The sequence below is a fragment of the Bradyrhizobium sp. 191 genome, assembly GCF_023100985.1.
In the GTDB taxonomy this organism is placed as follows: Bacteria; Pseudomonadota; Alphaproteobacteria; order Rhizobiales; family Xanthobacteraceae; genus Bradyrhizobium; species Bradyrhizobium diversitatis.
This window is the reverse complement of record NZ_CP064692.1, coordinates 4,899,251-4,924,955: the sequence shown is the minus strand read 5'-3', so window position 1 is coordinate 4,924,955 and position 25,705 is coordinate 4,899,251. Positions and strand designations below refer to the sequence as shown.

At 65.1% G+C, this 25,705-nt stretch carries 24 protein-coding genes; 19 read left to right on the top strand and 5 right to left on the bottom strand.

Annotation, left to right across the window (positions count from 1 at the left end; translation table 11 throughout):
• The first annotated feature begins 126 nt into the window (after positions 1 to 126).
• The 10 genes from IVB23_RS22805 (at position 127) to IVB23_RS22760 (ending at position 11,419) form a co-directional block, all read left to right on the top strand.
• Complete coding sequence (locus tag IVB23_RS22805) at positions 127 to 1,122, top strand: TRAP transporter substrate-binding protein (protein WP_197968694.1); 996 nt, start codon at positions 127 to 129, stop codon at positions 1,120 to 1,122.
• A gap of 6 nt (positions 1,123 to 1,128) precedes the next feature.
• The gene (locus tag IVB23_RS22800; protein WP_210343556.1) at positions 1,129 to 3,207 is read left to right on the top strand and encodes an ATP-binding protein; all 2,079 of its coding nucleotides are present in this window, start codon (positions 1,129 to 1,131) and stop codon (positions 3,205 to 3,207) included.
• Positions 3,177 to 4,922, top strand: a complete 1,746-nt coding sequence (locus IVB23_RS22795; protein WP_197968693.1) for a DUF3369 domain-containing protein — start codon at positions 3,177 to 3,179, stop codon at positions 4,920 to 4,922. Before IVB23_RS22800 ends, IVB23_RS22795 begins: the two co-directional genes overlap by 31 nt.
• A gap of 10 nt (positions 4,923 to 4,932) precedes the next feature.
• Positions 4,933 to 5,667 carry a response regulator gene (locus IVB23_RS22790; RefSeq protein ID WP_061879740.1) on the top strand — a complete coding sequence of 245 codons (735 nt, stop codon included), beginning with the start codon at positions 4,933 to 4,935 and terminating at the stop codon, positions 5,665 to 5,667.
• Between the two features lie 311 nt (positions 5,668 to 5,978).
• A complete protein-coding gene (locus IVB23_RS22785) occupies positions 5,979 to 6,590 on the top strand; it encodes a sigma-70 family RNA polymerase sigma factor (RefSeq protein ID WP_035674686.1) in 612 nt (203 codons plus the stop codon).
• Positions 6,591 to 6,921: 331 nt separating this feature from the next.
• Complete coding sequence (locus IVB23_RS22780; protein ID WP_247800114.1) at positions 6,922 to 7,620, top strand: cytochrome c biogenesis CcdA family protein; 699 nt, start codon at positions 6,922 to 6,924, stop codon at positions 7,618 to 7,620.
• Between the two features lie 31 nt (positions 7,621 to 7,651).
• Positions 7,652 to 8,215, top strand: a complete 564-nt coding sequence (locus IVB23_RS22775; protein ID WP_247800113.1) for a thioredoxin family protein — start codon at positions 7,652 to 7,654, stop codon at positions 8,213 to 8,215.
• Positions 8,216 to 8,317: 102 nt separating this feature from the next.
• Positions 8,318 to 9,292, top strand: coding sequence for a hypothetical protein (locus IVB23_RS22770; RefSeq protein ID WP_247800112.1), 975 nt, complete (start codon positions 8,318 to 8,320; stop codon positions 9,290 to 9,292).
• Positions 9,293 to 9,657: 365 nt separating this feature from the next.
• The gene (locus IVB23_RS22765; RefSeq protein WP_131874707.1) at positions 9,658 to 10,251 is read left to right on the top strand and encodes a L,D-transpeptidase; all 594 of its coding nucleotides are present in this window, start codon (positions 9,658 to 9,660) and stop codon (positions 10,249 to 10,251) included.
• 130 nt (positions 10,252 to 10,381) lie between these two features.
• Positions 10,382 to 11,419, top strand: a complete 1,038-nt coding sequence (locus IVB23_RS22760; RefSeq protein ID WP_061880242.1) for an amino acid ABC transporter substrate-binding protein — start codon at positions 10,382 to 10,384, stop codon at positions 11,417 to 11,419.
• Positions 11,420 to 11,656: 237 nt separating this feature from the next.
• On the opposite strand, the gene IVB23_RS22755 is transcribed toward IVB23_RS22760, so the two are convergent.
• Both IVB23_RS22755 and IVB23_RS22750 read right to left on the bottom strand, forming a co-directional pair.
• Positions 11,657 to 12,796: an acyl-CoA dehydrogenase family protein gene (locus IVB23_RS22755; RefSeq protein ID WP_247800111.1), complete on the bottom strand. Its 1,140-nt coding sequence runs from the start codon at positions 12,794 to 12,796 to the stop codon at positions 11,657 to 11,659.
• A 128-nt stretch (positions 12,797 to 12,924) separates the two neighbouring features.
• The gene (locus IVB23_RS22750) at positions 12,925 to 14,124 is read right to left on the bottom strand and encodes an acyl-CoA dehydrogenase family protein (protein ID WP_247800110.1); all 1,200 of its coding nucleotides are present in this window, start codon (positions 14,122 to 14,124) and stop codon (positions 12,925 to 12,927) included.
• A 133-nt stretch (positions 14,125 to 14,257) separates the two neighbouring features.
• Here IVB23_RS22750 and IVB23_RS22745 point away from each other — a divergent pair, with 133 nt between their 5' ends.
• The 3 genes from IVB23_RS22745 (at position 14,258) to IVB23_RS22735 (ending at position 17,174) form a co-directional block, all read left to right on the top strand.
• The gene (locus tag IVB23_RS22745) at positions 14,258 to 14,803 is read left to right on the top strand and encodes a carboxymuconolactone decarboxylase family protein (protein WP_247800109.1); all 546 of its coding nucleotides are present in this window, start codon (positions 14,258 to 14,260) and stop codon (positions 14,801 to 14,803) included.
• Between the two features lie 323 nt (positions 14,804 to 15,126).
• The gene (locus tag IVB23_RS22740) at positions 15,127 to 15,621 is read left to right on the top strand and encodes a VOC family protein (RefSeq protein WP_247800108.1); all 495 of its coding nucleotides are present in this window, start codon (positions 15,127 to 15,129) and stop codon (positions 15,619 to 15,621) included.
• Between the two features lie 281 nt (positions 15,622 to 15,902).
• Complete coding sequence (locus IVB23_RS22735) at positions 15,903 to 17,174, top strand: IS110 family transposase (protein ID WP_247799878.1); 1,272 nt, start codon at positions 15,903 to 15,905, stop codon at positions 17,172 to 17,174.
• A 122-nt stretch (positions 17,175 to 17,296) separates the two neighbouring features.
• Here the strand turns inward: IVB23_RS22735 and IVB23_RS22730 are convergent, their stop codons facing one another.
• Positions 17,297 to 18,529 carry an MFS transporter gene (locus IVB23_RS22730; RefSeq protein ID WP_247800107.1) on the bottom strand — a complete coding sequence of 411 codons (1,233 nt, stop codon included), beginning with the start codon at positions 18,527 to 18,529 and terminating at the stop codon, positions 17,297 to 17,299.
• A gap of 227 nt (positions 18,530 to 18,756) precedes the next feature.
• Entirely contained in the window at positions 18,757 to 20,004 is a 1,248-nt protein-coding gene (locus IVB23_RS22725; protein WP_247800106.1) for an MFS transporter, read from the bottom strand.
• 207 nt (positions 20,005 to 20,211) lie between these two features.
• Here IVB23_RS22725 and IVB23_RS22720 point away from each other — a divergent pair, with 207 nt between their 5' ends.
• Positions 20,212 to 22,278, top strand: coding sequence for a prolyl oligopeptidase family serine peptidase (locus IVB23_RS22720; protein ID WP_247800105.1), 2,067 nt, complete (start codon positions 20,212 to 20,214; stop codon positions 22,276 to 22,278).
• 116 nt (positions 22,279 to 22,394) lie between these two features.
• Here IVB23_RS22720 and IVB23_RS22715 read toward each other — a convergent pair whose 3' ends face one another.
• The gene (locus IVB23_RS22715) at positions 22,395 to 23,069 is read right to left on the bottom strand and encodes a DUF938 domain-containing protein (RefSeq protein WP_247800104.1); all 675 of its coding nucleotides are present in this window, start codon (positions 23,067 to 23,069) and stop codon (positions 22,395 to 22,397) included.
• A gap of 231 nt (positions 23,070 to 23,300) precedes the next feature.
• Between IVB23_RS22715 and soxX the strand changes: the two genes are divergently transcribed.
• Genes soxX through IVB23_RS22690 form a run of 5 tightly spaced genes read left to right on the top strand, consistent with a single transcriptional unit; the run spans position 23,301 to position 25,660 of the window.
• Positions 23,301 to 23,651: a sulfur oxidation c-type cytochrome SoxX gene (soxX, locus tag IVB23_RS22710; RefSeq protein WP_061879753.1), complete on the top strand. Its 351-nt coding sequence runs from the start codon at positions 23,301 to 23,303 to the stop codon at positions 23,649 to 23,651.
• A 25-nt stretch (positions 23,652 to 23,676) separates the two neighbouring features.
• The gene (soxY, locus tag IVB23_RS22705) at positions 23,677 to 24,168 is read left to right on the top strand and encodes a thiosulfate oxidation carrier protein SoxY (protein ID WP_061879754.1); all 492 of its coding nucleotides are present in this window, start codon (positions 23,677 to 23,679) and stop codon (positions 24,166 to 24,168) included.
• Positions 24,169 to 24,183: 15 nt separating this feature from the next.
• Positions 24,184 to 24,495, top strand: a complete 312-nt coding sequence (gene soxZ, locus IVB23_RS22700; RefSeq protein ID WP_247800103.1) for a thiosulfate oxidation carrier complex protein SoxZ — start codon at positions 24,184 to 24,186, stop codon at positions 24,493 to 24,495.
• Positions 24,495 to 25,358 carry a sulfur oxidation c-type cytochrome SoxA gene (gene soxA / locus IVB23_RS22695; RefSeq protein WP_247800102.1) on the top strand — a complete coding sequence of 288 codons (864 nt, stop codon included), beginning with the start codon at positions 24,495 to 24,497 and terminating at the stop codon, positions 25,356 to 25,358. The genes soxZ and soxA overlap by 1 nt, the downstream gene beginning before the upstream one ends.
• Positions 25,355 to 25,660, top strand: coding sequence for a hypothetical protein (locus IVB23_RS22690; RefSeq protein ID WP_247800101.1), 306 nt, complete (start codon positions 25,355 to 25,357; stop codon positions 25,658 to 25,660). Before soxA ends, IVB23_RS22690 begins: the two co-directional genes overlap by 4 nt.
• Positions 25,661 to 25,705 lie beyond the last annotated feature (45 nt).

Sequence of the window (25,705 nt, the reverse complement as noted above, 5' to 3'; positions counted from 1 at the left end):
ATGAGCGCCGGCCGCGCCGCACAATTCTGCCCTGCGGAACCGGCGGGATGGCCTTCCCATGACCATCTGTTAGATTGCATTGAACCTTTTCCTTCTACCATAGACTCCACCACTGAGGGGTCGAGTGTGCCAGTGTTGAACCGTGCCGAATCTTCGCGGACCGGGGTGATCTTCGTCGCGCTTCTGCTTACCGTCTGGACGACGGGCGCCGTTGCGCGCGAATTTCGCGCCGCCGACACTCAGGCCGAGAACTACCCGACCGTCCAGGCGCTGCGCTACATGGGCGCCTTGATCGCCGAGCGCAGCGGCGGCCGGCACGAGATCAAGGTGTTCCACTCCCGTCAGCTCGGCGAGGAAAAGGAGACCATCGAGCAAACCCGGGCCGGCGCGATCGACCTCAACCGGACCAACGTGGCGCTGATCGGTAATTTCGTCCCGGCGATGAACGTGCTCGCGATGCCGTTCCTGTTCCGGTCCATCGAGCACATGCAGAACGTGCTGGACGGGCCGATCGGCAGCGAGATCTTGAACAGTTTCGAGCCCTACGGATTCGTGGGACTCTGCTTCTACGATTCGGGCGCGCGGTCGATCTACAATGGCGTCCGCCCGGTCCGAAGCGTCGCAGATCTCCGGGGATTGCGGATCCGGGTGCAGCAGTCGGAGTTGATGAGCCAGATGATGCGCGCGCTCGGCGCCGAACCGGTCGAGCTGCCCTACGGGCAGGTGCTCACCGGGCTTGCCAACCACCTGATCGACGGCGCCGAGAACAACTGGCCATCCTTCGTGACGACGGACCATTACAAGCATGCCGGCCACTACACGCTCACCGAGCACACGATGAGCCCGGAGGTGCTGGTGATCTCGCTGAAGGCCTGGCAGAGCCTGTCGCCGGACGACCGGATCATCTTCAGGGAGGCCGCGCAGCGCTCGAGCCGCTTCATGCGCGAGAAGTGGCGCGACCTCGAGGAGCAGTCGCAGCGCAAGGCGCAGGACGCGGGCGTGACCATCGTCAAGGACATCGACCGCAAGCCGTTCGAGGAGGCGATGGCCGCAATCTACGCCAAGGCCGGACGCGATCCTGCGGCGGCCGCGCTGATCGAACGCATTCGCAAGGTGGAGTGAGGCCTGTTGGCTGCACTTGGACATCACGAACACGCGGACAGGCCGCCCGGCCCGATCGGGCAGCTGCGCGCGCGGCTCGTCGGCGTGCTGCGGGCGGTGCCGATCCGCTGGCGCATCCTGTCGATCGCCGCGCTGAACTCCGCCGTGGTCGTGGTGCTGGTGGCGATGATCTGGAACGGCGCGCAGGTGCTGGGCTCGGCCTGGCACGACGTGCGCCAGGTGCGCGAGTCCGACCGGATCCTGGCGCTGCTCGAAAGCGAGACCGGGCGGCTGCAAAACCTGATCCACCGCTACATCAACCAGCCGAGCCCGGACCTGTTCGCCGAGATCCTCCTGCTGCGCGAGGCGGTGCTGGGCACGCTGACCAACCGCGCCGCCAAGGACCCGATGCTGTCGGGCTCGGTCGAGGAGCTGGAGCGCACCACCGATCGCTTCCTCAACGGCTTCGGCGAGCTGCGCAGCGTGCAGGCGACGATCGCCAAGACCTATGAGGAGCAGGTGCAGGGCCCGGCCAGGGACATGGCCGGCCTCTATTCCATCATCGAGGGCGCCACCGGCCATCGCGACGCGCTGATCTGGCCCTCGCTCGGCAAGTCCCGCGAGGCCTTCACCGCGATGCTGGTGGCGGCCAATTCCTACTACCTGTCGCAGTCATCGGGCGCCGCCGACGACGCGCGCCGCAACACCGAGACGATCGAGAAGACCATCCCGGTCATGATCGATCTCGCCGACAACGACCTCCAGAAGATGGCCCTGCGGCGGCTTGCGGCCCGCACCATGGCGCTGCGGGAGGGCTTTGCCAAGCTCTCCGAGCAGCTTGCGAGCCGCACCGAGCTGCTCCGCAACACCATCGACGCCAGCCAGGCCGAGGCGATCGGCGCCATCGACGACCTCTCGAGCAAGATGCGCCAACGCGAGCAGAAGGCGCAGGAGACCTTCGACCGCACGCTGGGAGATATTTCCCGGCGGGTGCTGTCGATCGCGGTCATCTTCCTCGGCATCATCCTCACCGCGGGCGTCTTGATCGCACTGTCGATCCGCCTGCCGCTGCAGCAGATCATGACCGCGATGCGTGCGATCACGCTCGGCGACCTCGATCGCGAGGTGCAGGGCACCAAGGCGCGCGACGAGGTCGGCGCCATGGCGCGCGCGGTGGAGGTGTTCCGCGAGAACGCGATCGCCAAGCGCGAGACCGAGGACGAGCTGCGCGCGTCCAAGGAGAAAGCCGAGAGCGCGCTGCTCGAGCTCAATGCCGCGCAGCAGAATTTGATCGATGCCGAACGGCTGGCGGCGCTCGGCGGCCTGGTTGCCGGCGTCGCGCACGAGGTCAACAACCCGATCGGCATCAGCCTCACGGTGGCCTCCAGCCTGGCCCGGCGCACCGAGATCTTCGAGGCCCAGCTCAGGGGCGAGGGCGGCCTGCGCCGGTCGCAGCTGGAGGAATTCGTGCAATCCTCACGCGACGCCTCGCAGCAGCTCGTCGCCAACCTCCAGCGCGCCGGCGAGCTGATCCAGTCGTTCAAGCAGGTTGCGGTGGATCGATCGCATATCGAGCGGCGGCAATTCTCGCTCAGCGAAGCCACCGAGCAGATCATCGCCAGCCTGCGCCCGGTGCTGAAGCGGTCGCCGATCACGCTTCAGGTCGACGTGCCCGAGGGGCTGCTGCTCGACGGCTATCCCGGCTCCTACGGCCAGATCCTGACCAACCTGTTCCTCAACGCCGCCAACCACGCCTTCGCCGATGGGCGCGCCGGCACGATCGCGATCTCGGCGCGGCCGCGCGGGACCGACGACATCGAGATCAGCTTCGCCGACGACGGGGCCGGCATGACCCCCGACGTGCAGCGCCAGGCCTTTGACCCTTTCTTTACCACCCGGCGCAATGAAGGCGGCACGGGACTTGGCCTCCATATCGTCTATAACCTCGTCACCCAGCAGCTCGGCGGCCGCATGGTGCTGGAATCCAAGCTGGGACAAGGCACTACTTTTCGCATTATCATGCCCCGCGTCGCCAAGGGCGGCACGCAAAGCACAGAAAGTGACGGATCTTCGCAATGGCCGAACAGGACGATGTCCTCCACCTGATCGACGATACCGGTACCGCGTCGGAGGATAGTAACGCCCGGAAGTGGAAGATCGCCGTCATCGACGACGATCCGGCCGTGCATGACGGCACCCGTTTCGCGCTGTCGGACTACAGCCTCAACGGCCAGAGCCTGGAGATCCTCTCGGCCCATTCCGCAGCGGAAGGCCGCAAGCTGATGGCCGAGCACGGCGACATCGCCGCCGTGCTGCTCGACGTCATCATGGAGACCGACGTCGCCGGCCTCGAACTGGTCGAGTTCATCCGCAACGAGATCAGGAACGAGACCGTGCGCATCATCCTGCGCACCGGCCAGCCCGGCCAGGCGCCGGAGCGGCGCGTGATCGTGCAGTACGACATCAACGACTACAAGGCCAAGACCGAGCTCACCGCCGACAAGCTGTTCACCTCCCTGACCGCGGCGCTGCGCTCCTATCAGCAGCTCGAGCGCATGGTGCAGACACGGCGCGGGCTGGAGATCATCATCGATGCCGCCTCGACGCTGTACGACTTCAAGTCGATGCAGCGGCTCGCCGAGGGCGTGCTGACCCAGCTCGCCTCGCTGCTCAACGTCGATTGCGCCGGCATCCTGGTCCTGCGCGACAATGGCGGCGTCGACCCCGAGCTCTCGGTGCTCGCCGGCAGCGGCTGCTACAGCCGCTTCATCGGCACCACCACGTCGAAGGCACTCGATCCCGACCTGCGCGAGATGGTCGAGGCCGCGTTCCAGCGCCGCAAGAACGAATTCGCCGACCACCGCAGCGTGATCTATCTGCGCACCGGAAGCGGCCGCGAGGTCGTGGTGCTGCTCCAGGCCGAGCGCGAGCTGTCGGAGACCGACCGGTCGCTGGTCGAGATCTTCTCCAGCCGGCTCTCGATCGCCTTCGACAACGTGATCCTCTACCAGCAGCTCCAGGACGCCAACACCCAGCTCGAGGACCGCGTCGCCCAGCGCACCCGCGCGCTGATGCAGGCCAACCGCCGGCTCTCGGCGCAATGGCTGCGGCTGCAGCGCGCCAACGGCTTCAAGAACGAGATTCTGGGCACCGTCGCGCACGACCTGAAGAATCCGCTCGGGGTCATTCTCGGCCGCACCGAGATGCTGAAGGAGCTGATCTCGACCGGCGCCTCGGAAAGCGGCGTGGCCGCCCAGGTCGACCACATTCGCGACGCCACCAAGCGCCTGACCACGATGGTCGACCATCTGATCTCGGATGCGATGGCCGATGCCTTCGACATCACCATCCGCCGCGAGCCGGTCGACGTCGCCGCGCTGGCCAAGGAGGTTGCCGACGCCAACCAGCCGCTCGCGGTCAACAAGCAGCAGGCGATCAGCGTCACCGCGCCGCCCAACATCGTCACCATGTGCGACACCGACCGCATCCGCGAGGCGATCGACAATCTCATCAGCAACGCAATCAAATACTCTCCGATCGGCGGCAAGATCGACGTGGCCGTCAGCCATGAGGGCAGCGACACCATCGTCCGCGTCAGCGACGAGGGCGCCGGCCTGTCGCCGGAGGATCTCGGCCGCCTGTTCGGCCGGTTCCAGCGGCTGTCGGCAAAACCGACCGCCGGCGAGAGCTCGACGGGGCTTGGGCTCTCCATCGTCAAGCGTATCATCGACATGCATGGCGGCGAGGTAACCGCCGACAGCGAGGGCCCCGGCAAGGGATCGACCTTCACCATCACCCTCCCCGCGACTGAAACGCCGTGATGGAGAGCCCATGACCCAAAGCCAGCACATCATGATCGTCGACGACGAGGCCCCGGCCCGGGAGATGGTCGGCGATTACCTCAAGATGCACGGCTTCACCGTGACGCTGTGCGACGGCGGCAAGAGCCTGCGCGCCGCGATCCAGGGCAGCATGCCCGACCTCGTCGTGCTCGATCTCAACATGCCCGAGGAAGACGGGCTCTCGATCATTCGCGACCTCAAGAGCCGCATCAACGTGCCGGTGATCATGCTCACGGCGACCGCGAGCCCGATCGATCGCGTCGTCGGACTCGAGCTCGGCGCCGACGATTACGTGGCCAAGCCCTGCGAGCTGCGCGAGCTGATGGCGCGCATCCGCTCGGTGCTGCGGCGGAGCGTGCCGGCCAGGGCAGCAGTGCCCGAGGCGGCGGCGAAATCGGACAAGGAGCAGCTGGTGCGCTTCGGCACCAAATGGCTCGATCTCGAGGCGCAGGCGTTGCGCGACGACGAGGGCAACGAGCATCCGCTGACGGCCTCCGAGTTCGGGCTCCTCAAGGTGTTCGCGGCCAATCCGAAACGCGTGCTGTCGCGCGAGCGCCTGCTGGAATTGGCCAATGCGCGCGACGCCGAGGCCTTCGACCGCGCGGTCGATCTCCGCATCATGCGCATCCGCCGCAAGATCGAGCCCGATCCGGCCAAGCCCGCCGTGATCCGCACCATTCGTGGCGGCGGCTATCTGTTTTCGCCGGCCGGCGAGAAGGCGTAGGGACGTCATTCCGGGGCACTCGCAGGGCGACCCCGGAATCACGGCGCGGGCGGACGACACCGAACGCAACAGCCAGAAATACGTTCCCGGCGCCTCCGCTCAGCCCCAAATCCCCGCCCCCGTATTTTCCGTACATTGAAATTCCACGCCTTTTTGCCCCGAATGTTTCGTCGCGGCCGCTGCGACGAAACAATTTGGCGGCGCACGAAACCATTTTCGCCTTTTCGTGCAGACATCCCGAAACGTTGGCTCATTAACACTTCAGCCTAAGGAAACGCCGCTTGGTCGCGGCGCTACGGGGAGCCAAGTCAATGCCGAACGTCATCGCCATCAACGCCCAAGCCAGCCAGAGCATCATCGCCGCTCAGGCGACCTCGGACGACATGCTCCTCGAGAGCATTGCCGACGGCAACCGGACGGCCATGCACATTCTCTATTGCCGACACAATGTGCGGGTGTACCGCTTCATCCTGCGCATCGTGCGCGATGCCACCACGGCGGAAGACCTGGTCAGCCAGGTGTTTCTGGATGTGTGGCGGACCGCCGGCCAATTCCAGGGCCGCTCGCAGGTTTCGACCTGGCTGCTCTCGATCGCCCGCTTCAAGGCGCTGACCGCGATGCGCCAGCGCCGCTTCGAGGACATCGACCAGGAAGATGTGCGCCAGATTGCCGATGGTGCCGACACGCCGGAGACTTCGCTCGACCGCAGCGACACCAGCGCCATCCTGCGCGCCTGCGTGCAGAAGCTGTCGCCTGCGCATCGGGAGATCATCAACCTCGTCTACTATCACGAGAAATCGGTGGAGGAGGTCGGGCAGATCATCGGCATCCCCCAGAGCACGGTGAAGACGCGGATGTTCTATGCCCGCAAGCAACTGGCCGATTTGCTGAAGGGTGCCGGCGTCGATCGTTTCGCCGCCTAACTCCAATCAATTCAACGGGGTAGGACCGCATCGCAGGCCCCGCCCCCGGACACGGAAGTGTTACCGCCGACGAAACAATTGAAACAAAGCGCAACATCAGGCGGAAAAACTTCCCTCCTATAAAGTCCCCATACGGTTTCGTTAAGCCTCCCAAGGACCTCCAGCGACCCGGACGATGCCCCGTCCGGGTCGTTTTGTGTTTGGGGGTGAAGCGGCCTCGAGAGGGCCATGACGACCTCCCCACCGACTGCGCCGTCACGACCGCGTGACGTCGCGTAACGTGCGACGCTCCGGACGCGAACTGCCCTCGTGACCCCATCCACGAGGGCCAATGCTCGACCTCCTCTTCGCCGTCCTTGCCGGCCTCCTTACCGTTGCCGCGCCATGCACGCTGCCGATGCTGCCGATCCTGCTCGGCGCCTCGATCGGGCGCGTCGGGCATCTGCGGCCGGCGATGATCGCGCTCGGCTTCGTCATCTCGTTCTCCGCAGTCGCGCTGCTGCTCGGTGCGATCACGCGGCTGTTCGATTTCGACCCGAACGTGCTGCGCGAAGCCGCATCGATCCTGCTGCTCGGATTCGGCCTGCTGATGCTGTGGCCGGCGCCGTTCGAGTGGCTGTCGGCACGGCTCAATGGCTGGCTCGATCTCGGCAGTTCGAACGGCGCGCAGCGCGAGGGCGCGCTCGGTGGCCTCGTGCTCGGCACCACGCTGGGCCTGGTCTGGACGCCCTGCGCCGGCCCGGTGCTCGGCTCGATCCTGACGCTGGTCGCGACCTCGAAGGATGCTGCCTGGGCCGGCACGCTGCTGGTCGCCTACGCCATCGGCGCGGCGATCCCGATGCTGGCGATCGCCTATGGCGGACAGGCCGCGACCACGCGCGTGCGCAGCCTCGCGCGCATCTCGCCGCGGCTGCAACAGGGCTTTGGCGTCGTCGTGATCGGCTTCGCGGTCGCGGCTTATTTCCAGTACGACACGCTGATCGTGGCGTGGCTCACCCGCTTCTATCCCACCGGCCAGATCGGCCTCTGACCGTCGAAGATTTCACCCGGAGGACGCTTCCATGACTCTCAAACTGCTCGCTGTTTCCGCCGCACTGATCGCCTTCACCGTCACCGGCGCCGTCATCCCCGGCGTCTGCGACGAGGTTTCCCGCGCAAGCCCCGTCCGCGTCGCCGCCGCAAGCCAACAGGCCGCGCCCGACTTCACCGGCATCAACAACTGGTTCAACTCGAAACCGCTCAGCATCGCCGACCTCCGCGGCAAGGTCGTGCTGGTCGACTTCTGGACCTATGGCTGCGTCAACTGCGTCAACACGCTGCCGCACGTCACCGGCCTCTATGCCAAGTACAAGGACAAGGGCCTCGTCGTGGTCGGCGTACACACGCCGGAATTCCCGTTCGAGCGGTCGGCCGCGAACGTGCAGGCCGCGCTGAAGCGCCACGGCATCACCTATCCGGTGGCGCAGGACAATGATTCCAAGACCTGGAACGCCTATCGCAACCAATATTGGCCGGCGCAGTACATCATCGACCGGAGCGGCAAGATCGTGTTCCAGCACGCCGGCGAAGGCAGCTATGACCAGATCGACCGCACCGTGGCAAGGCTGCTGAACGTCGACAGCTGACGCCGCGCGGCCGTCGCGGGGCGGGTTTCAGTTGTCGCCCTTGTTGCTTGACTCCACGGACCCGTCCGTGGAGTTTCGCGAGCGAAGCAATCAGCCGACGCGATGGACGACGCGACCACCAGCACCGACATCCGCCTTCGTGAGGGCGCCTCGATCGCGCAGCGGCTGGTGATGTCCGGCTTTGCGGCCGCGGTTGCGCTGTGCTTCACGCCGGGCCTGTTCACGCGCGACATCCTGGAAATCGCGATCTCCGTGGTCGCGCTGCTCGTGGGGGCGGGCTTCGTCGTCGGCATCATGATGGCGCCAGCGGTGGTGTGGATCATCACACCGAGCGAGATCCTGATCGGGCAGCAGCGCCCGTTCGGAAAGCTCCGCACGCGGGTCGTGCCCAAGGACGACATCAGGGAATTGCAGGTTCCCGGCAACAAGAGGGTGAAAGCGCGTTTCCAGCTGGCCTTCACGCTGGCCTCGGGGGAACGCCTGACGTCCCCGCCGATCTCGGACGTCACGCATGTGCATGACACCGTGACCCGGATCGCCACGCAATTCGGCGTTCCCAATGTCGAGGCACCTCGCAATCCGCTCGATGCCAGCAATCCCGAGATGCATCTCGGCGAACCGATCGAGCCGTTTCCGGCGCGGGACATCTACATCGTTGCACTGATCGCGGTCGTTGTGAGCGCCGTTCCCTATGCCTACAAGCTCTGGCGCGGCCTGCCGCCGGGCCCGATCGACATCGCGCTGTTGCCCGTCGGCGCGATCGCGGCGTTCGTCGTCTACAGATACGCCAACCTGGTCACCGGTGCCTTCTGGATCATCCGGCCGGCCGACATTCGCATCGAGCGCCTATGGGGCGATGGCAGCCTGCGCGCCGACCATATCGAGGGACGCGACGTGAAGACGATCTCCGTCGAGCGCCGCGGCCGGTCCGAGGACGAGCACTGCATCGTCGTGATCCGGTTGCACTCGAGGCGGCGATTTCGCAGCCCCCGCATCGGGTCGCGTGCCGAGGCGCGCGCCGTGGCGGTCGAGATCGTTCGGCGCCTCGGAATTGCGGCGGAGAGCAACAAGATTTAGCTGGCATTCAGTGCCACTTGTCGAAGCTTGACGTTTCGGCGAACTCGGTCTGAGCCTCTCCCGCTTGCGGGAGAGGTCGCGCCGAAGGCGCGGGTGAGGGTTCTATCCTCTGGGGGAGCGTCCCGTTGTTGAGAAACCCTCTCCCCAACCCTCCCCCGCAAGCGGGGGAGGGAGCCGACTACCACCGCCGCGACAATCACTGCTTTTCGCGCCATCCCCTGTTCGTGGCATTGCTCCGGCCCGTCAAAAAGCCAAAGTATTCTCGTGACATACCAGGGCGGCGCGCCATCAACTTGCCATGAACTTGCCCCTCAGGTTTGATGGTTCATGATTGATTTGCGCTGTGGCAGCGGGGAGAGCTTTACATGACGGATTTTCGTCGCCTGACCGGGATGTTTGTGGCTGCGATGGGACTGATCCTGTCCGCGCCGCAGGCCTTCGCCCAGCAGCCGGACCGCGGGGACGAGCCGGGCCTGATCGCCGATGACGGCTACCAGCTCGATCCGGAATGGCAGAAGCAGGTGGTCTACTTCCGCACCACCGAGCCGCCCGGAACGATCATCGTCTCGACCGCAGAACGGCACCTCTATCTGGTGCAGCCTGGCGGGCGCGCGATCCGCTATGGCATCGGCGTCGGCCGCGACGGTTTCCAGTGGCAGGGGCTGGTGACCATCACCAACAAGAAGGAATGGCCGGACTGGACGCCGCCGCCGGAGATGATCCAGCGCCAGCCCTATCTGCCGCGCTTCATGGCCGGCGGCCCCGGCAATCCGTTGGGGGCCCGTGCCATGTATCTCGGCACCACCGTCTACCGCATCCACGGCACCAACCGCCCCGACACGATCGGCACCAAGGTGTCTTCCGGCTGCTTCCGCCTCGTCAACAATGACGTTGCCGATCTCTATGATCGCGTTCCTGTTGGCACCAAGGTGGTCATCCGGCAGAAGCCCGAGCTTTAGAGCTTATGGTTCGAGCATGATCTTTTCGGACGGCCGCTTCGCGCTTCGCGCTCACGCGGCCCTCCGGATCCGGATCATGCTCTCCGTCCTCGCCTGATTCCTTTTCCCGGTTTTTCGAGAGAACAACATGATGCGCACTTTTCGTGGCGGCCTGCTGATCGGGCTTGCCGTCGCCGTGCTGGTCGCCGTCCTGGCCATCATCTATGAATTCTACGACACCCGCACCTTGAAGCGCACCGTTCGCCGCGGCGAGGTGCTGTGCGGCGTCAACAAGGGCCTGCCGGGCTTCTCGATCCCCGACGACAAGGGCAACTGGACCGGCTTCGACGTCGATTTCTGCCGCGCGGTCGCCGCAGCGATCTTCGACGATCCAGGCAAGGCGAAATTCGTTCCGCTCGACGCCAATGAGCGTTTCAAGGAGCTGCAGAGCCGCAAGGTGGACATCCTCTCGCGCAACACGACCTGGAGCATGGCGCGCGAGCTCGACTACGACCTGTATTTTCCGGCGGTGGCCTATTACGACGGCGTGGGCTTCATGGTGCCGCGCACGCGCAACAAGGAGACTTCGCTGGACCTGACCGGCAGCAAGGTCTGCGTGCAGAGCGGAACCACGACGACACTCAACGTCGCCGATTACTTCCGCATCAACAACATGAAGTATGAAGAGGTGAAGTTCGATAACCTCAACGATGTCGTGAAAGCCTACGACACCGGCAGGTGCGACACGCTCTCGGCCGACGTCTCCCAGCTCTATGCGCTGCGGCTGAACCTCACGAAACCCGGCGACCATATGATCCTGCCGGACATGATCTCCAAGGAGCCGCTCGCCCCCGTGGTGCGTCAGCGCGACGACGACTGGATGATGATCGTGAAGTGGACGCTGTACGCCATGATCAACGCCGAGGAGCTCGGCGTCACCTCGGAGAACATCGACGAGGCCCTGAAGTCGAAGAAGCCGGAAGTAATGCGCCTCGTCGGCACCGAAGGCCGTTACGGCGAGCAGCTCGGCCTCACCAAGGACTGGGCGGCGCGCATCATCCGCCACGTCGGCAATTACGGCGAGATGTATGACCGAAACATCGGCGAGAAGTCCAAGCTGAAGATCCCCCGCGGCATGAACCAGCTGTGGAACGCGGGCGGCGTGCAGTACGCACCGCCGATGCGGTAGGGCGGTCTAACGTCCGTCATTGCGAGCTTGAGCCAAGGCTCACGCTTCGCTCTCAATCGTCATGCCCGGGCTCGTCCCGGGCATCCACGTTTTTGGGCACCGCAAGACCGTGGATGGCCGGGACAAGCCCGGCCATGACGGCTTGCATTACTGCCGTAGCCCGCATGAGCGAAGCGATATGCGGGGCCGGTGCCCGCGACATTCCCGGATGTCGCTTCGCTCATCCGGGCTACGGGATCAATACCCCCGCGCCCTCGCCAGCTGCTCGGTGTGGTAGTTCGCATCGCCGAACAATTCCTCGCAGACCCGGGCGCGCTTCATGAAGAAGCCGATGTCGAACTGGTCGGTCATGCCCATGCCGCCATGCATCTGCACGCCTTCCTGCACCGCGCGCGTGGCGGTGGTGCCGGCGCGCGCCTTGGCGACTGCGACGGCTGAGCCGGCCTTGGCAACGTCGGCATCCAGGGCCTGCAGCGCCTTCATCACTGCGGCGCGGGTGATCTCGATGTCGACATAGAGCTCGGCGGCGCGGTGCTGGAGGGCCTGGAATTCGCCGATCAGCTTGCCGAACTGCTTGCGGCTCTTCAGGTACTCGACGGTGCGGCCAAACACCTCCTCGCTGAGGCCGACCATTTCGGCGGCGACCGCCCCGCGGCCGATATCGAGCACGCCATCGAGCAGGCCGGCCGCCTGATCGACCTCGCCGAGCACGCTGTCGGCATTGACCTCGACATTGGCGAATTCGATCCGCGCTGCATTGTGCGCATCGACCATGATGGTGCGCTCGATCGCGACGCCCTTCGCCGCAGGGTTCACCAGGAACAGCGTCAACCCCTCACGCTCGCCGGCGGCGCCCGTCGTGCGCGCGGCGACGATCAGGAGATCGGCGACGTGACCGTCGACCACCAGCGCCTTGGCACCGCTGAGCTTGAACCCGTTGCCGGCGCGCACGGCCTGCAAGCCGGTGTGGAGCGGACGATGCTTGGCGCCCTCGTCGATTGCGAGCGTTGCGAGCAGCGACCCGCTTGCGATCTTCGGCAGATATTCCGATCTCTGCGCGGAATTGCCGCCGCGGTTCAGCGCCGAGGCCGCGACCACGCTGGTGGCAAGGAAGGGCGATGGCATCAGGGTGCGGCCGATCTCCTCCATGACGACGCCGGCTTCGACATGGCCGAGGCCACTGCCGCCGAACTCTTCCGGCACGAGTAGACCGGCAAAACCCATCTCGGCAAAGGAATGCCAAAGCTCCTTGGAGAAGCCGGTGGGGTCCTTGCTGTCGCGCAAATGACGCAGGTGCGACACCGGCGCCTTGTCGCTGATCAGCCCGCGCGCGCTGTCGCGGAGCATCGATTGTTCTTCGGTGAGGACGAGGGCCATGTGCTTGAGTCTCTAACGTCTGGTGGAATGCGTGTTTGTTGCTGTCATTCCAGGGCGCGTGATAGCGCGAACCCGGAATCTCGAGGTTCCGGGTTCGGTCCTGCGGACCGCCCCGGAACGACGGTGAATTACGCCCCCGGCAGATCCAGGATGCGCTTGGCGACGATGCCGAGCATGACCTCGGACGTGCCGCCCTCGATCGAGTTGGCCTTGGTGCGCAGCCAGGCGCGAGGGCGCGCGCCCTGCCTGGAGCGCTCGCTCTCCCATTCCAGCGCATCGACGCCGCCGGCCGACATCAGGATCTCGTGGCGGCGCTTGTTGAGCTCGGTGCCGTAATATTTCATCGCCGACGAGAACGCCGGATGCGCCTGCCCGGCCTTGGCGAGATCGACCGCGCGCTCGGCGCAGGCAGCCAGCGCGGCTTCATCGACATCGAAGCGCGCGATCTGGCCGCGCAGCATGGCATCGTCGAGCCGCCCCAGCGCATCGGTGCCGACGGAGTCCGCCGCGATCTGGCCGAGCGGCCGGCCGACGCCGCGCTCGCCCATCCCTGAGATCATCGCGCGCTCGTGCTGGAGCAGATATTTCGCGACGTCCCAGCCGCGGTTGATGGTGCCGACCACATGCGACTTCGGCACGCGGACATTGTCGAAGAAGGTCTCGCAGAACGGCGAATAGCCGGAGATCAAAAGGATCGGCTTGGTCGAGACGCCCTTCGAGGTCATGTCGAACAGGATGAAGCTGATGCCGTCATGCTTCTTCGCAGTGGGATCGGTGCGCACCAGGCAGAAGATCCAGTCGGCGTAATTGGCATAGGAGGTCCAGATCTTCTGGCCGGTGATGATGAAGTCGTCGCCGTCGCTCTCGGCGCGGGTCTGGAGCGAAGCGAGATCGGAGCCGGCGTTCGGCTCGGAATAGCCCTGGCACCAGCGGATCTCGCCCGCGGCGATCTTCGGCAGATGCTCCTTCTTCTGGGCGTCGTTGCCGTATTTCAAGAGCGCCGGTCCGAGCATCCAGATGCCGAAGCTCGACAGCGGCGGGCGCGCGCCGATCTTCGCCATCTCGGCGCGCAGCACCTTGTGCTCGGCCGCGCTCAGGCCGCCGCCGCCATACTCCTTCGGCCAGTCAGGGACGGTCCAGCCCTTGTCGCGCATCCGCTCGAACCAGATGCGCTGCGGCTCGGACGAGAATTTTGCGTTGCGCCCGCCCCAGAACACGTCGGCATCCGATGTCGCGGGCTTGCGCATTTCCGGCGGGCAATTGGCTTCGAGCCAGATGCGCGCCTCATCGCGGAATGTTTCGAGATCGGCGGTTTCAGTGTCGCTCATGGTCGTTTCCATCAATCAAAAGACTTGTTGGGCACGACTCTGGGCCAAGCCCCCGCGGAATTCAACCACTTCCGCGAGCCGCATTCGGCTATAGTCGCGCCAAGACGGTGCTTGAAACAAAGAGGAAACGACAATGCGCCTGAAGCTTCTTTCGCCTGGCGAAATGAACGAGAGCCAGCGGCAGACCTACGACGAGTCGATCGCGGGCAAGCGCGGTAAGCCGCCGCCGCCGATGATGGCCTGGCTCAACAGCCCGGAGATGGCGCGTCACGCGACGCGGCTCGGCGAGGTCATGCGCTTCGACACGATATTCCCAGCCAGGCTTTCGGAGATCGCGATCCTGGTGACGGCGCGGCACTGGACGGCGCATTACGAATGGTACGCACACAAGCGCCTCGCGCTTGCGGGCGGCATGAAGGGCGAGATCATCGATGCGATCCGCGACCGCCGCACGCCCGAGTTCGACGATCCCAAGGGGAAGATGATCTACGATCTCGCGAAGTCGCTGCATGAGGGCCACGGCGTCGAAAAGGGCTTGTATGATGAGGCGGTGAAGCTGCTCGGTGAGCGCGGCGTGGTCGAGGTGATCGGGCTGTGCGGCTATTACACGCTGGTATCGATGACGCTGAACACGTTCGCGTTCGGCCTGCCCGAGGGCGAGGTGTCGGAGCTGGCTTAGACGTGATGTGATCAGGCCTGATTGCGGCAAGGGAAGTGCGCTCCCTCTCCCGCTTGCGGGAGAGGGTTGGGGAGAGGGTGTTTCCGCAATGGGACAATCCCCAAGAGGAGAAAGCCCTCTCCCGGCGCGCGGGACGATGCTGCGCATCGCCCGAATGCGCCGACCTCTCCCGCAAGCGGGAGAGGTGAACAACCGATCGTGGACTCGATTCAACCTAAAGCAATTGCGCTCCAGTTTCCCATCGGGAAACGATGGGTTTCGAGATGAGCAATGGCGCTGTCCCGAGGGCCACCCTATTTGGAGTTCAGCAACGGAGCATTTCCATGTCGCAAAGCCTCGCCGTCTCCGCCGGCACCAGGATCGGCCACATCCACCTCAAGGTCGCCGATCTCGACCGCGCGCTCGGCTTTTACTGCGGCGTGCTCGGCTTCGAGCTGATGCAGCGCATGGGCTCGGGCGCGGCCTTCATCTCGGCCGGCGGCTACCACCACCACATCGGGCTCAACACCTGGGAAAGCAAAGGCGGCTCGCCACCACCGCCCGGCACGACCGGGCTGTTTCACACCGCAATCCTCTACCCGACGCGGGCGGCGCTGGGCGATGCGTTACACCGCGTGCTCACGGCTGGCATTGTGCTGGATGGGGCGAGCGATCACGGCGTCAGCGAGGCGCTGTATCTGCGCGATCCCGACCAGAACGGCGTCGAACTGTACTGGGACAGGCCCAGGGAGCAATGGCCGGTCGGGCCGGACGGGAAGCTGGCGATGTTCACCAAGCGGCTGGATGTGGAGGCGTTGCTGAAGCAGCGGGAGGGGTGAACTCTGCTCTCTCCTCGTCATTGCGAGTTGGGACCGGCATTGAGGAGCCGACGCGCGCTGGATGAAACTGTCGGAGCGTGGGCAAATGCGGTATTTTGAGAGGCCGTCGGCAAAGAGGTCGATTACTCTCTGGTGCGCGAGAGCCCGGTTGCGAGTTGGACCCGGGTTGCCTGGATAACCCACACTGGCGCGGAGGGGCTGCATGGCCCTCGAGCACGCTTCCTAGCATTCTTTTCTGACAGGCGCCTATGCCGCCGGCGCTAACTGTTGAGGAGAGGAGCATGGATATTTTGTATGAGCGGGTGGCGGGGCTGGATGTACACAGGGACACGGTCGTGGCCTGCGTGCGGATCATGGTCGATGGCAAGGCGCAGCGGGAGTGCCGGACTTTTGCGGCCACGACGGACCCGCTCGTGGAGCTGAGAAGGTGGCTGGAAGAAAGCCGGTGCACGCATGTGGCGGTGGAGGCGACGGGCGTCTACTGGATGCCGGTGTTCCGGATCCTGGGCGAAGGCGCCTTTGAATTGATCGTCGCCAATGCGGCGCATATCAAGAATGTGCCGGGACGCAAGACCGACATGAACGATGCGATGTGGATCGCCGATCTGTTGGCCTGCGGGCTGATCAAAGGCAGCTTCATTCCCGAGGAGAAGGTACAGGAGCTGCGCGCGCTGACGCGAACGCGCAAGCAACTGGTGCGCGAGCAGGCGCGGCACGTGCAGCGGATCGACAAGACGCTGGCGGAAGCCAACATCAAGCTCGGCTCGGTGATCTCCGACATCATGGGCGCGAGCGGCCGGCGGATCATCCAGGCGATGATCGACGGCGTCCGGCAGCCGAACAAGCTGGCCGAGCTTGCCGGCAAGCAGCTCAAGGCGTCGCCGAAGGAGCTTTACGATGCGTTGCACGGGCGCCTGACGGATCACCATCGCTTTCTGCTCGCGCTTCACCTGAAGCAACGCGATGGTCTGGATGAGACGATCCGCAAGCTTGATGTCGAAATCGCTCAGCGGATCGAGGGCATGGAAGCGGAGGCAGGCGGTGGCAAGATCCCCTTTCGCCACTTGATCGGATTGTTGACCACGGTCCCCGGGATCAGCGCGGTGGCAGCGCCGGCAATTTTATCCGAGATCGGCGCCGATATGAGCCGCTTCGAGACTGCCGGCCATCTCGTTGCCTGGGCCGGCCTGTGCCCCGGGCAGAACGAGAGCGCCGGCAAGCGCAAGTCCTCGCGCCTGCGCAAGGGGGCGCCGTGGCTCAAGACGATGCTCGTTCAATGTGCTTGGGCCGCCAAGCGCTCAAAGAACAGTTACTACCGAGCGCAGTTCTTCCGCTTGCAGGCCAGACGCGGACCTCAAAAAGCCATCTGCGCTGTCGCCGCCTCGCTCCTCACCGCCATCTACCACATCCTCAAAAACGGCACCGAGCACCACGACCTCGGCGCCGCCTACTTCGACCGTCGGCCCACCGAGGTCAAGGCAAGCCGCTTGGTCGCGCGCCTCAAAAAGCTCGGCTTCACCGTCCAACTCCAGCACATCGCGGAGGCGGCCTGACCCTAAACAACCAGCAGTTTCTTCCTAGCGCAGCGAAGCAATCCAGGCTCTTTCCGCGGTGGGATTCTGGATTGCTTCGCTGCGCTCGCAATGACGGAGTGTGTGGAGGCGCCATCGCGCGTCTATGTCATCTTCGCCCGTGGCCTCCCCCGCACCATGATCAGCGCCGCGGCTATCACCTCCAGCGCGATGCAGAGATAGAACGGCAGCGCGTAGCCACCGGAGAGATCGCGCAAGGCCCCGACGACGCCCGGGCCGAACGCGTAGGTCACCTGGTTGATCGCGGTATTCAAGCTGATCAGCACGCCGAACGCGGCGCTGTCGAACTCCTGCTGCACGATCAGCGACGGCAGCGTAATGAGGTTGCCGACCGAGAAGCCGAACACCGCGCAGGCCGCGATCAGCACATAGTCATCGTGCAGATTGATGACGACGAGAAGCGCAGCCGCCTGGCTGAGGAACGACAGCGCGGAGGCAAGGCGCTGGTCGAGGCGGTCGATCACCAGCGAGAACAGCACGCGGCCGACCACGGCCATCGCCGTCAGCACCGCGACGGCGACGGCGGCGCGCTCCCGACCGATCACGGGATCGAGGAACGAGATCAGGTGCACGATGAAGCCCACCTGCGCGAACAGCACCAGGGCAAAGGCGACCGTCACCGTGAGGAAGCCGACGTCACGCAGCGCCCATGCGCGGATCTGCGTCGAGGATTGCGGCTTCGCCTTCGCCGTCGCGTGCCAGCCATGACGATCGGGCGGATGGCCGACGAGAAGCAGGATGACCGGCAGCAGCAGCACCAGCATGGCGCCGGCGGCGGCATACATCGCGCTGGCGAAGCCGACATGGCCGATCAGCGTCACCAGCAGCGGCACGCCGACGATGCCGCCGAAGCTTGCGCCGTTCAGTGCCAGGCTGATCGCCATGCCGCGCTTGTGGTCGAACCACAGGCTGATCGTGTTGGTGATCATGGCGAGACTGGTGCCGGCCCAGCCGAACGCGAGCACGGCGTTCGCGAGATAGAGCTGCCAGGGCTCACGCACCGCGCCGATCGCGACCGCGGCCGCCGCCATCGCCAGCGTGCCGGCAATCAGGCAGATACGCGGGCCGTATGTCCGCACGGCTTCGCCGACGAAGACGACCAGCAGCGCGCCGAACAGATAGAAGAACGTCGTCCCTGCGGAGATCAGCGTCGTTGGCCAGCCCCGCGCGCGCTGGAGTTCGGCGACATAGACGCTCTGGCCGTAGAAGCCGAGACCCCAGCCGAAGGTGGCGAGCAGGAAGCAGACCGCAACGATACGCCAGCCTTCGTAGCGGGGGGAGGATTCGTCGATCGTGGCGGGCCTTGATGTGTCCACTCGTTCTTCTCGTTATCGCCTCTTCCGTCATTCCGGGGCGCCCGAAGGGCGAACCCGGAATCTCGAGATTCCGGGTTCGATGCTGCGCATCGCCCCGGAATGACGGCAAGAACTGAAACACGCGCCGGCCAGGGACAAGCCCGGCCATGACGACATCTAACTAACCCTCACCAGAAAATCACTTCGACGGCGATCGAAGCATCAACGCTGCTGACAGCCTCCCGCCATCAGACAGCGTCCGGAAACTCGCCCATGGCCGCATCCAGCCGCGCCCTGCGGCGGCGGGCCCAGGAGACCAGCGAGAGCACGGCAAGGCCCAGTACGACAGGCGGGAACACCACCAGGTTCACCGCCGACCAGCCGTAATTGGCGAGCAGCTGGCCGGAGGAGAACGAGCCGATTGCCATCATGCCGAACACCAGGAAATCGTTGAAGGCCTGCACCTTGTTGCGCTCCTGCGGCCGGTGCGTCTCCAGCACCAGCGCGGAGGCGCCGATGAAGGAGAAATTCCAGCCGACGCCGAGCACGACCAGCGTCGCCCAGAAATGCATCGCGGTGAGGCCGGAGAGACCGATGCCGGCGGCGCCGGCTTCCAGCAGCAGGCCGGCGGCCACGACCTTCGGGGCGCCGAAGCGCGAGATCAACGAGCCCGTGAAGAAGCTCGGCCCATACATGGCGACTATGTGCCACTGAATGCCGAAATTGGAATCGGACACGCTGAGGCCGCACAGCTTCATGGCGAGCGGCGCCGAGGTCATCACCAGGTTCATCATGGGATAGGAGATGACGCCGCACAGCGCCGCCGCGATGAAGCGCGGCTGGGTCACGATGGTGAGCAGCGGCCGGCCGCCGTGCAGATCGGCCGGCGCGGGCTTGGGCATGTCGACGCCGGCGACGATGCCCATCGCGACCAGCGCGACGGCGGCCTGCACCAGGAAGCTGAAGGCGAACAGATAGGGTTGCCAGACATCCATGGTCCATTGCACGAGCTGCGGACCGAGCACGCCGGCGAACACGCCGCCGGCCATCACCCACGACACCGCCTTGGGCCGATAGGCCGCACTGGCGCCATCGGCGGCTGCGAAGCGATAGGACTGCGCCACCGCGCCGTAGAGGCCGCCCAGGAAGGTCGCGACACAGAACAGTGCGAACGAGCCGTGCAGGATCGCGACCGAGCCGAGCAGGCCGGTGAGCGTGCCGAGGCCCGTGCCGATGACGAAAGCCGCGCGGCGACCGAAGCGGCGCGAGATCGCGCCGGTCGGCAGCGTGCCCGCAGCGAGCCCCACCACATACATAGAGATCGGCACGGTCGCGAACGACATGTCGGGCGCGAGCGTGGCGCCGACGATTGCACCGGTGGCGAAGATGACGGCCGAGTTGGCGCCGGTCAGCGCCTGCGCGGCGGCAAGGCGGATAACATTGGCACGCGCGCGGGCATCGTCGGCGATCTCATCGACAGCAGTTACGTCCAGCATCGGCACTTCCGCCCCAAGGGGCTTTTTAGGCTTTCAAGGGGCCTTGTTGATTCCCGGCACTATGGAGGGGCGCGGAAGGGCAGACAACCGGCGCAAACGGGCGCAGGCCATGCCTCTGACGCAATCGGACTGATGATAGCGGGCCGCGCCCTTGACGGCTTGCGCTCGATCAAATCCTATCCGCCGCGAGTTTTTGGAGTTTCGCTCATGTCCGTCGATGACAGGCCCACGATCAACGCTCCCGACGACGATCCCTGGCTGTGGCTGGAGGAGATCGAGGGCACGCAGGCGCTGGATTTCGTGGAGCGGCAGAACAGCCTGACGCTCGCCGCGTTCGGCGGAGCGGCTTTCGCCCGCGACCGCGATCTGCTTGCCGCAATCTACGACCGCCCCGACAACATTCCCTATGTCAGCCGGCGCGGCAACGATCTGCACAACCTCTGGAAGGACGCCAGCAACCCGCGCGGCCTGTGGCGGCGCACGACGCTGGCGGAATTTCGCAAGGCCGATCCGGCATGGGAGACCATGCTGGATATCGACCGGCTCGCTGCGAGCGAAGGCGAGGACTGGCTGCTCGGCGGGATCGCCACAATGCCGGGAAGCTCGCGGGCGATCCTGAGCCTGTCGCGCGGCGGCAGCGACGCCGTCACGCTTCGCGAGTTCGACCTCGCCACGAAGAGCTTCGTGGCGGACGGCTTCACGCTGCCGGAGGCCAAGGGCAGCGTCGACTGGCTCGATGCCGACACGCTGCTGCTGTCGAGCGCGCACGGCGAGGGCATGGCGACGAGCTCGGGATATGCGCGGACGGTTCGCCTGTGGCGGCGAGGCCAGCCTGTCGATCAGGCGCAGGTGATCATCGAGACCGCGGCCGATCACATGACGATCTATGGCAGCGCCGACGACACCGGCGCGGCGCCGCGGGTGTGGATCGTCGACCAGATCGACTTCTTCAATCACGCGATCCGGCTGCGCGATGCGGCGGGCACGACGACGAAGCTCGATCTGCCGACCGGCATCTGGATGCAGGCGCATGGCGACTGGTTCGCGATGAAGCTGCGCAAGGACTGGCAGGTCGACGGCCGGACCTATGCCACCGACACCGTGCTCGGCATCTCGCTCTCCGCCTTCCTCGCAGGCAGCCGCGATTTTGTCGTCCTGTTCGAGCCCGCACCGCGGCGCGCGCTGCAAGGGTTGTTCTGGACTGCCGGAAAGCTGGTGCTCTCGATCCTCGACGAGCTCAAGCCTCGCTTCGAGATCTGCACGCCATCCGCCACGAGCTGGAGCCGCGAGACGCTTGGCGGCCTGCCGGGAATCGGCGTCGTCGACGTCTGGCCGCTCGATCGCCATGCCTCCGAAAGCAATGGCGACCTGCTCGCCAATGTGCAGGATCCGCTGACGCCGCCCTCACTGCTGCTGATCGAGCGCGATATCGCAAGCCCGACCGTGCTGAAGCAGGCGCCGAAGACGTTCACCGCCGACGGTCTCGTGGTGACCCAGCACGAGGCGATCTCGATCGACGGCGAGCGTATTCCCTATGTGCAGACCGGCCCCGCCGGGGAGACCGGCGACGCGCCGGTCTATATGAGTGCCTATGGCGGCTTCGGACTTGCCGTGAAGCCGTACTACAATGCCTCGCTCGGCAAGCTGTGGCTGGAGCGCGGCGGCACGACGGTGCAGGCGAATTTGCGTGGCGGCGGCGAGTTCGGCACGCGCTGGCACGATGCCGGACGGCTGGCCGGCAAGAAGCTGTCGCACGACGATTTCGCCGCGGTCGCGGCCGATCTGGTCCGCCGCGGCGTGACGCAGCCGAAGCGCATCGCGGCGCAGGGCGGATCGAACGGCGGTATCCTCATCACCAACATGCTGGTGCGCTACCCCGAGCGCTTCGGCGCGCTGTTCTGCACCATCCCGCTGATCGACATGCGCCGCTACACGAAGCTGCTCGCGGGCGCGAGCTGGATCGCCGAATATGGCGACCCCGACAAGCCCGAGGAATGGGAGTGGCTGAAGACCTACTCGGCCTATCACAACGTGAAGGCCGGCAAGGCCTATCCGCCGATCCTGATCGCAACCACGCGGCGCGACGACCGCGTCCATCCCGGCCATGCGCGCAAGATGGCCGCAAAGCTCCAGGCGATGGGCTTTGAAGCCTGGTTCTACGAGCCGGCTGCCGGCGGCCACGGCTACGGCAAGGACAACAAGGAGCGCGCCGGCTTCGAGGTGCTGGGTTTTCGGTTTCTGAAGGAGAGGATCGGGTGGAAGGATGAAGGCTAGCGTGGGTGCGCTGACGTCTCCACATCGTCATGGCCGGGCTTGACCCGGCCATCCACGCCTTGCCCTCCGGCACAAAGAACGTGGATGCCCGGGACAAGCCCGGGCATGACGACCTCCTAGCCTCGCGCAAACACCAGCGTGAGATTGTTCGCGGGCATCTCGATCGTATCGACGAGGCCAAGGCCTGCCGCCTTCGCCAGCTTCTCGACATCGCTGATATCGCGCACGCCCCAATCGGGATTGCCTTCGCGCAAGGAGGTGTCGAACACCGCATTGCTGAGAGCGGTGTGCTTGCCGTCGCGCTTGAAGGGGCCGTATAGGAACAGCTTGCCGTCGGCGCGCAAGTAGCGACCGGCGCCGGCGATCAGGCCTTCGGCCACGGCCCAGGGCGCGATGTGAATGACGTTGGCGCAGAACACGGCGGCAAGGCTCGTCGGCCCCTGCCCGCTCTTCATCTCCGGGCACCAGTCGGGATCGGTGAGATCGATCCGCAGGGGCGAGCGGATGTTCGGCAGGCCCGCATGCACGCGCCAGGCTTCGATGCTCTTGAGATGGCGCTGGTTGAGGTCGCTCGGCCACCAGATCAGATCGGGCGCGTGGCGGGCGAAATGAACCACGTGCTGGCCGGTTCCGCTGCCGAGTTCCACCACATTGCCGGTGCAGCCCGCGAGATACTTTTCCAGCGCGGCCCAGATCGGTTCGTGGTTGCGATGAAAGGCCGGCGCATCGAGCCGGCCATCCGGCTCGACCCGTCCGCCATCCCTGCCAAATTCGACGACATATTCAGCCAAGTGACGTCCCCAATAATGTGAAACAGAAAACACGGTTTCAGGGCCAGAACGGCCGCGAGAATAATTTGCTAATTCCAGTCGATCCGATGAACGAACTATCTCATCGGTTGCAATGCGCGGGATATTAACTCCATTTTGCCGCGTGCATAGTCTTGATTGTCAGGCTCTCGCCTTTGTGCTTTTGAACCATTCCGCAAACGACATCATCGACATACCGCTCCGGACGATGCCTTGACCGTCTTTCCTTGCAAGCCCGCCCTGCTGATTGCGCTGGCCCTTATCGCCGGCGCGGCCCCGGCGCGGGCGCAGTCCAACGTGGCCGCGGGCGAGAAGCTCGCCTTCGACCGCGGCAAGGGCAATTGCCTGACCTGCCACGTCATCAAGGGCGGCGATCTGCCGGGAACGATCGGGCCGGAACTGAAGGACATCAAGGCAAAATACCCCGATCGCGACGAGCTGTTCGCCATCATCTTCGACGAGACCAAGCGCAATCCGCAAACCATGATGCCGCCGTTCGGCCGGAACCGGATTTTGACCGAACAGGAGATCAACGCGATCGTTGATTTCCTGCAGACCCTGTAACGGCCGGCTGCCCAGGAGACTTGAGATGACCACGACCACCGGCGCTCATCCGACGCGGCGCCTGATCCTTCAGGGCGCAGCCTCCGTCGCGCTGCTCGGCCTCGGCAATCTGCCGTTCGGCGCCGCTCCCGCGCGCGCCGCGGCCAACGACAAATATCCGGAAGAGGCGTTCAAGCAGAAGAACGAGGCCGACGCGATCAAGGCCCTCTATGGCAGGACCGCGGAGCCGTCCGACAAGGTCAAGCTCGACGCGCCGGAGATCGCCGAGAACGGCGGCGTGGTGCCGATCTCGGTGACGACGTCACTCGACAAGGTGACCTCGATCTCGTTCTTCGTGGCCGAGAACCCGAACGCGCTCGCGGCAAGCTACAGGATTCCCGAGGGCACGATCCCTGCCGTCGCCAACCGGCTGAAGATGGCCAAGACCACCAGATTGACCGCGATCGTGGAAGCCGACGGCAAGCTCTACAGCGCGACCAAAGAGGTCAAGGTCACCGTCGGCGGTTGCGGCGGTTAAGCGAGGCATTTCGACATGGCATCCAGCATTCGCGTGCGCGCGACATCCAACGGCGACATCACCGAGGTGCAGACGCTGATCCAGCACCCCATGGACACCGGCCTGGTCAAGGATTCCAAGGGCGAGCCGATTCCAGCGCACTTCATCCAGGAGCTGAAATTCGAATGTAACGGCAGGGACGTCTTCGTCGCCGATTGGGGCACTGCGGTCTCCAAGGACCCCTACGTCAAGTTCAGCTTCAGGGGCGCCAAGAAGGGCGACGAGCTCAAGATCTCCTGGACCGACAACAAGGGTGCGTCGGATACGACGACCGCGAAGATCGCGTGATGAAACAGCGCGCCACTGTTCTGCTCGGCTCAGCGTTCGTCGCGCTCGCGGCGCTCGCTTTCGCCGCAACGCGCGTCATCGCAGCGGACAAGGTCGATCCCGTCGCCGATGCCAAGGCGTTCCAGAATTTCTTCTTCCAGAAGTTTCCGAACGTGAAGCACGAGGACTTCGTCAACGGTCCTTATTCCATGAACGAGGACATGAAGCGGCAGTGGCAGGAGAAGGAGGAATTCCCGCCCTACGAGTTCGCGCTCGATGCCGGCAAGGAGATGTTCTCGACCCCTTTCAAGAACGGCAAGACCTACGCCGACTGCTTCCCGAACGGCGGCATCGGCATCCGACAGAACTATCCCTATTTCGACGAGAAGGACGGCAAGGTCGTCACGCTGGAGCTCGCACTCAACCGCTGCCGCGAGGCCAATGGCGAAGCGCCCTATTCCTACGTCAAGGACGAGATGGCCTCGCTCACCGCCTACATGGCCTATACCTCGCGCGGCAAGCCGATGGACATCAAGATTCCCGACGATCCCCGTGCGCTGGCGGCGTACGAGAACGGCAAGCGCTATTTCTACACCCGGCGCGGCCAGATGAATTTCTCCTGCGCCAGCTGCCATGTGCAGAGCCCGGGTGAGCGCATCCGCGCCGAGACCCTGGCACCGGCGCTCGGCATCCTCAACGCGATGCCGATCTACCGCTCCGAATGGAGCGGCATGGGCACCACCAGCCGCCGCTTCGTCACCTGCAACAGCCAGACCCGCGCGGTTCCGCTGGAGCCGCAATCGGACGAATATCGCGACGTCGAATATTTCCTGTCCTACGTCGCCAACGGCCTGCCGATCTCGGGACCGGGAGCACGGCCATGAAGCGGTCACTTGCTCTCACCATGCTGCTCGTCATGAGCCTTGCGCCATCCGCGCGCGCGGCGAACGAGGCGGACTACAAGGCGGCCTATGCCGCCGCCGAAGCCGCCTCCAAGGAGGCGGCCGGCATGCGCAATCAATGGACCGTGACCGTATCTGCGCTGGCGGCCGCGAAGAAGGCTGCCGACGGCGGCGATTTCGACCGTGCGGTTGCCGCAGCCAGGGAGGCCGAGGCGCTGGCGAAGGCATCGATCTTCCAGGCCACGTCCGAAAAAGAAGCCTGGAAGGCAATGGAAATCCGCTAAACTGCGCCTGAGTGGAATAGTCCGACGATCACGAGAGGCGCGGAG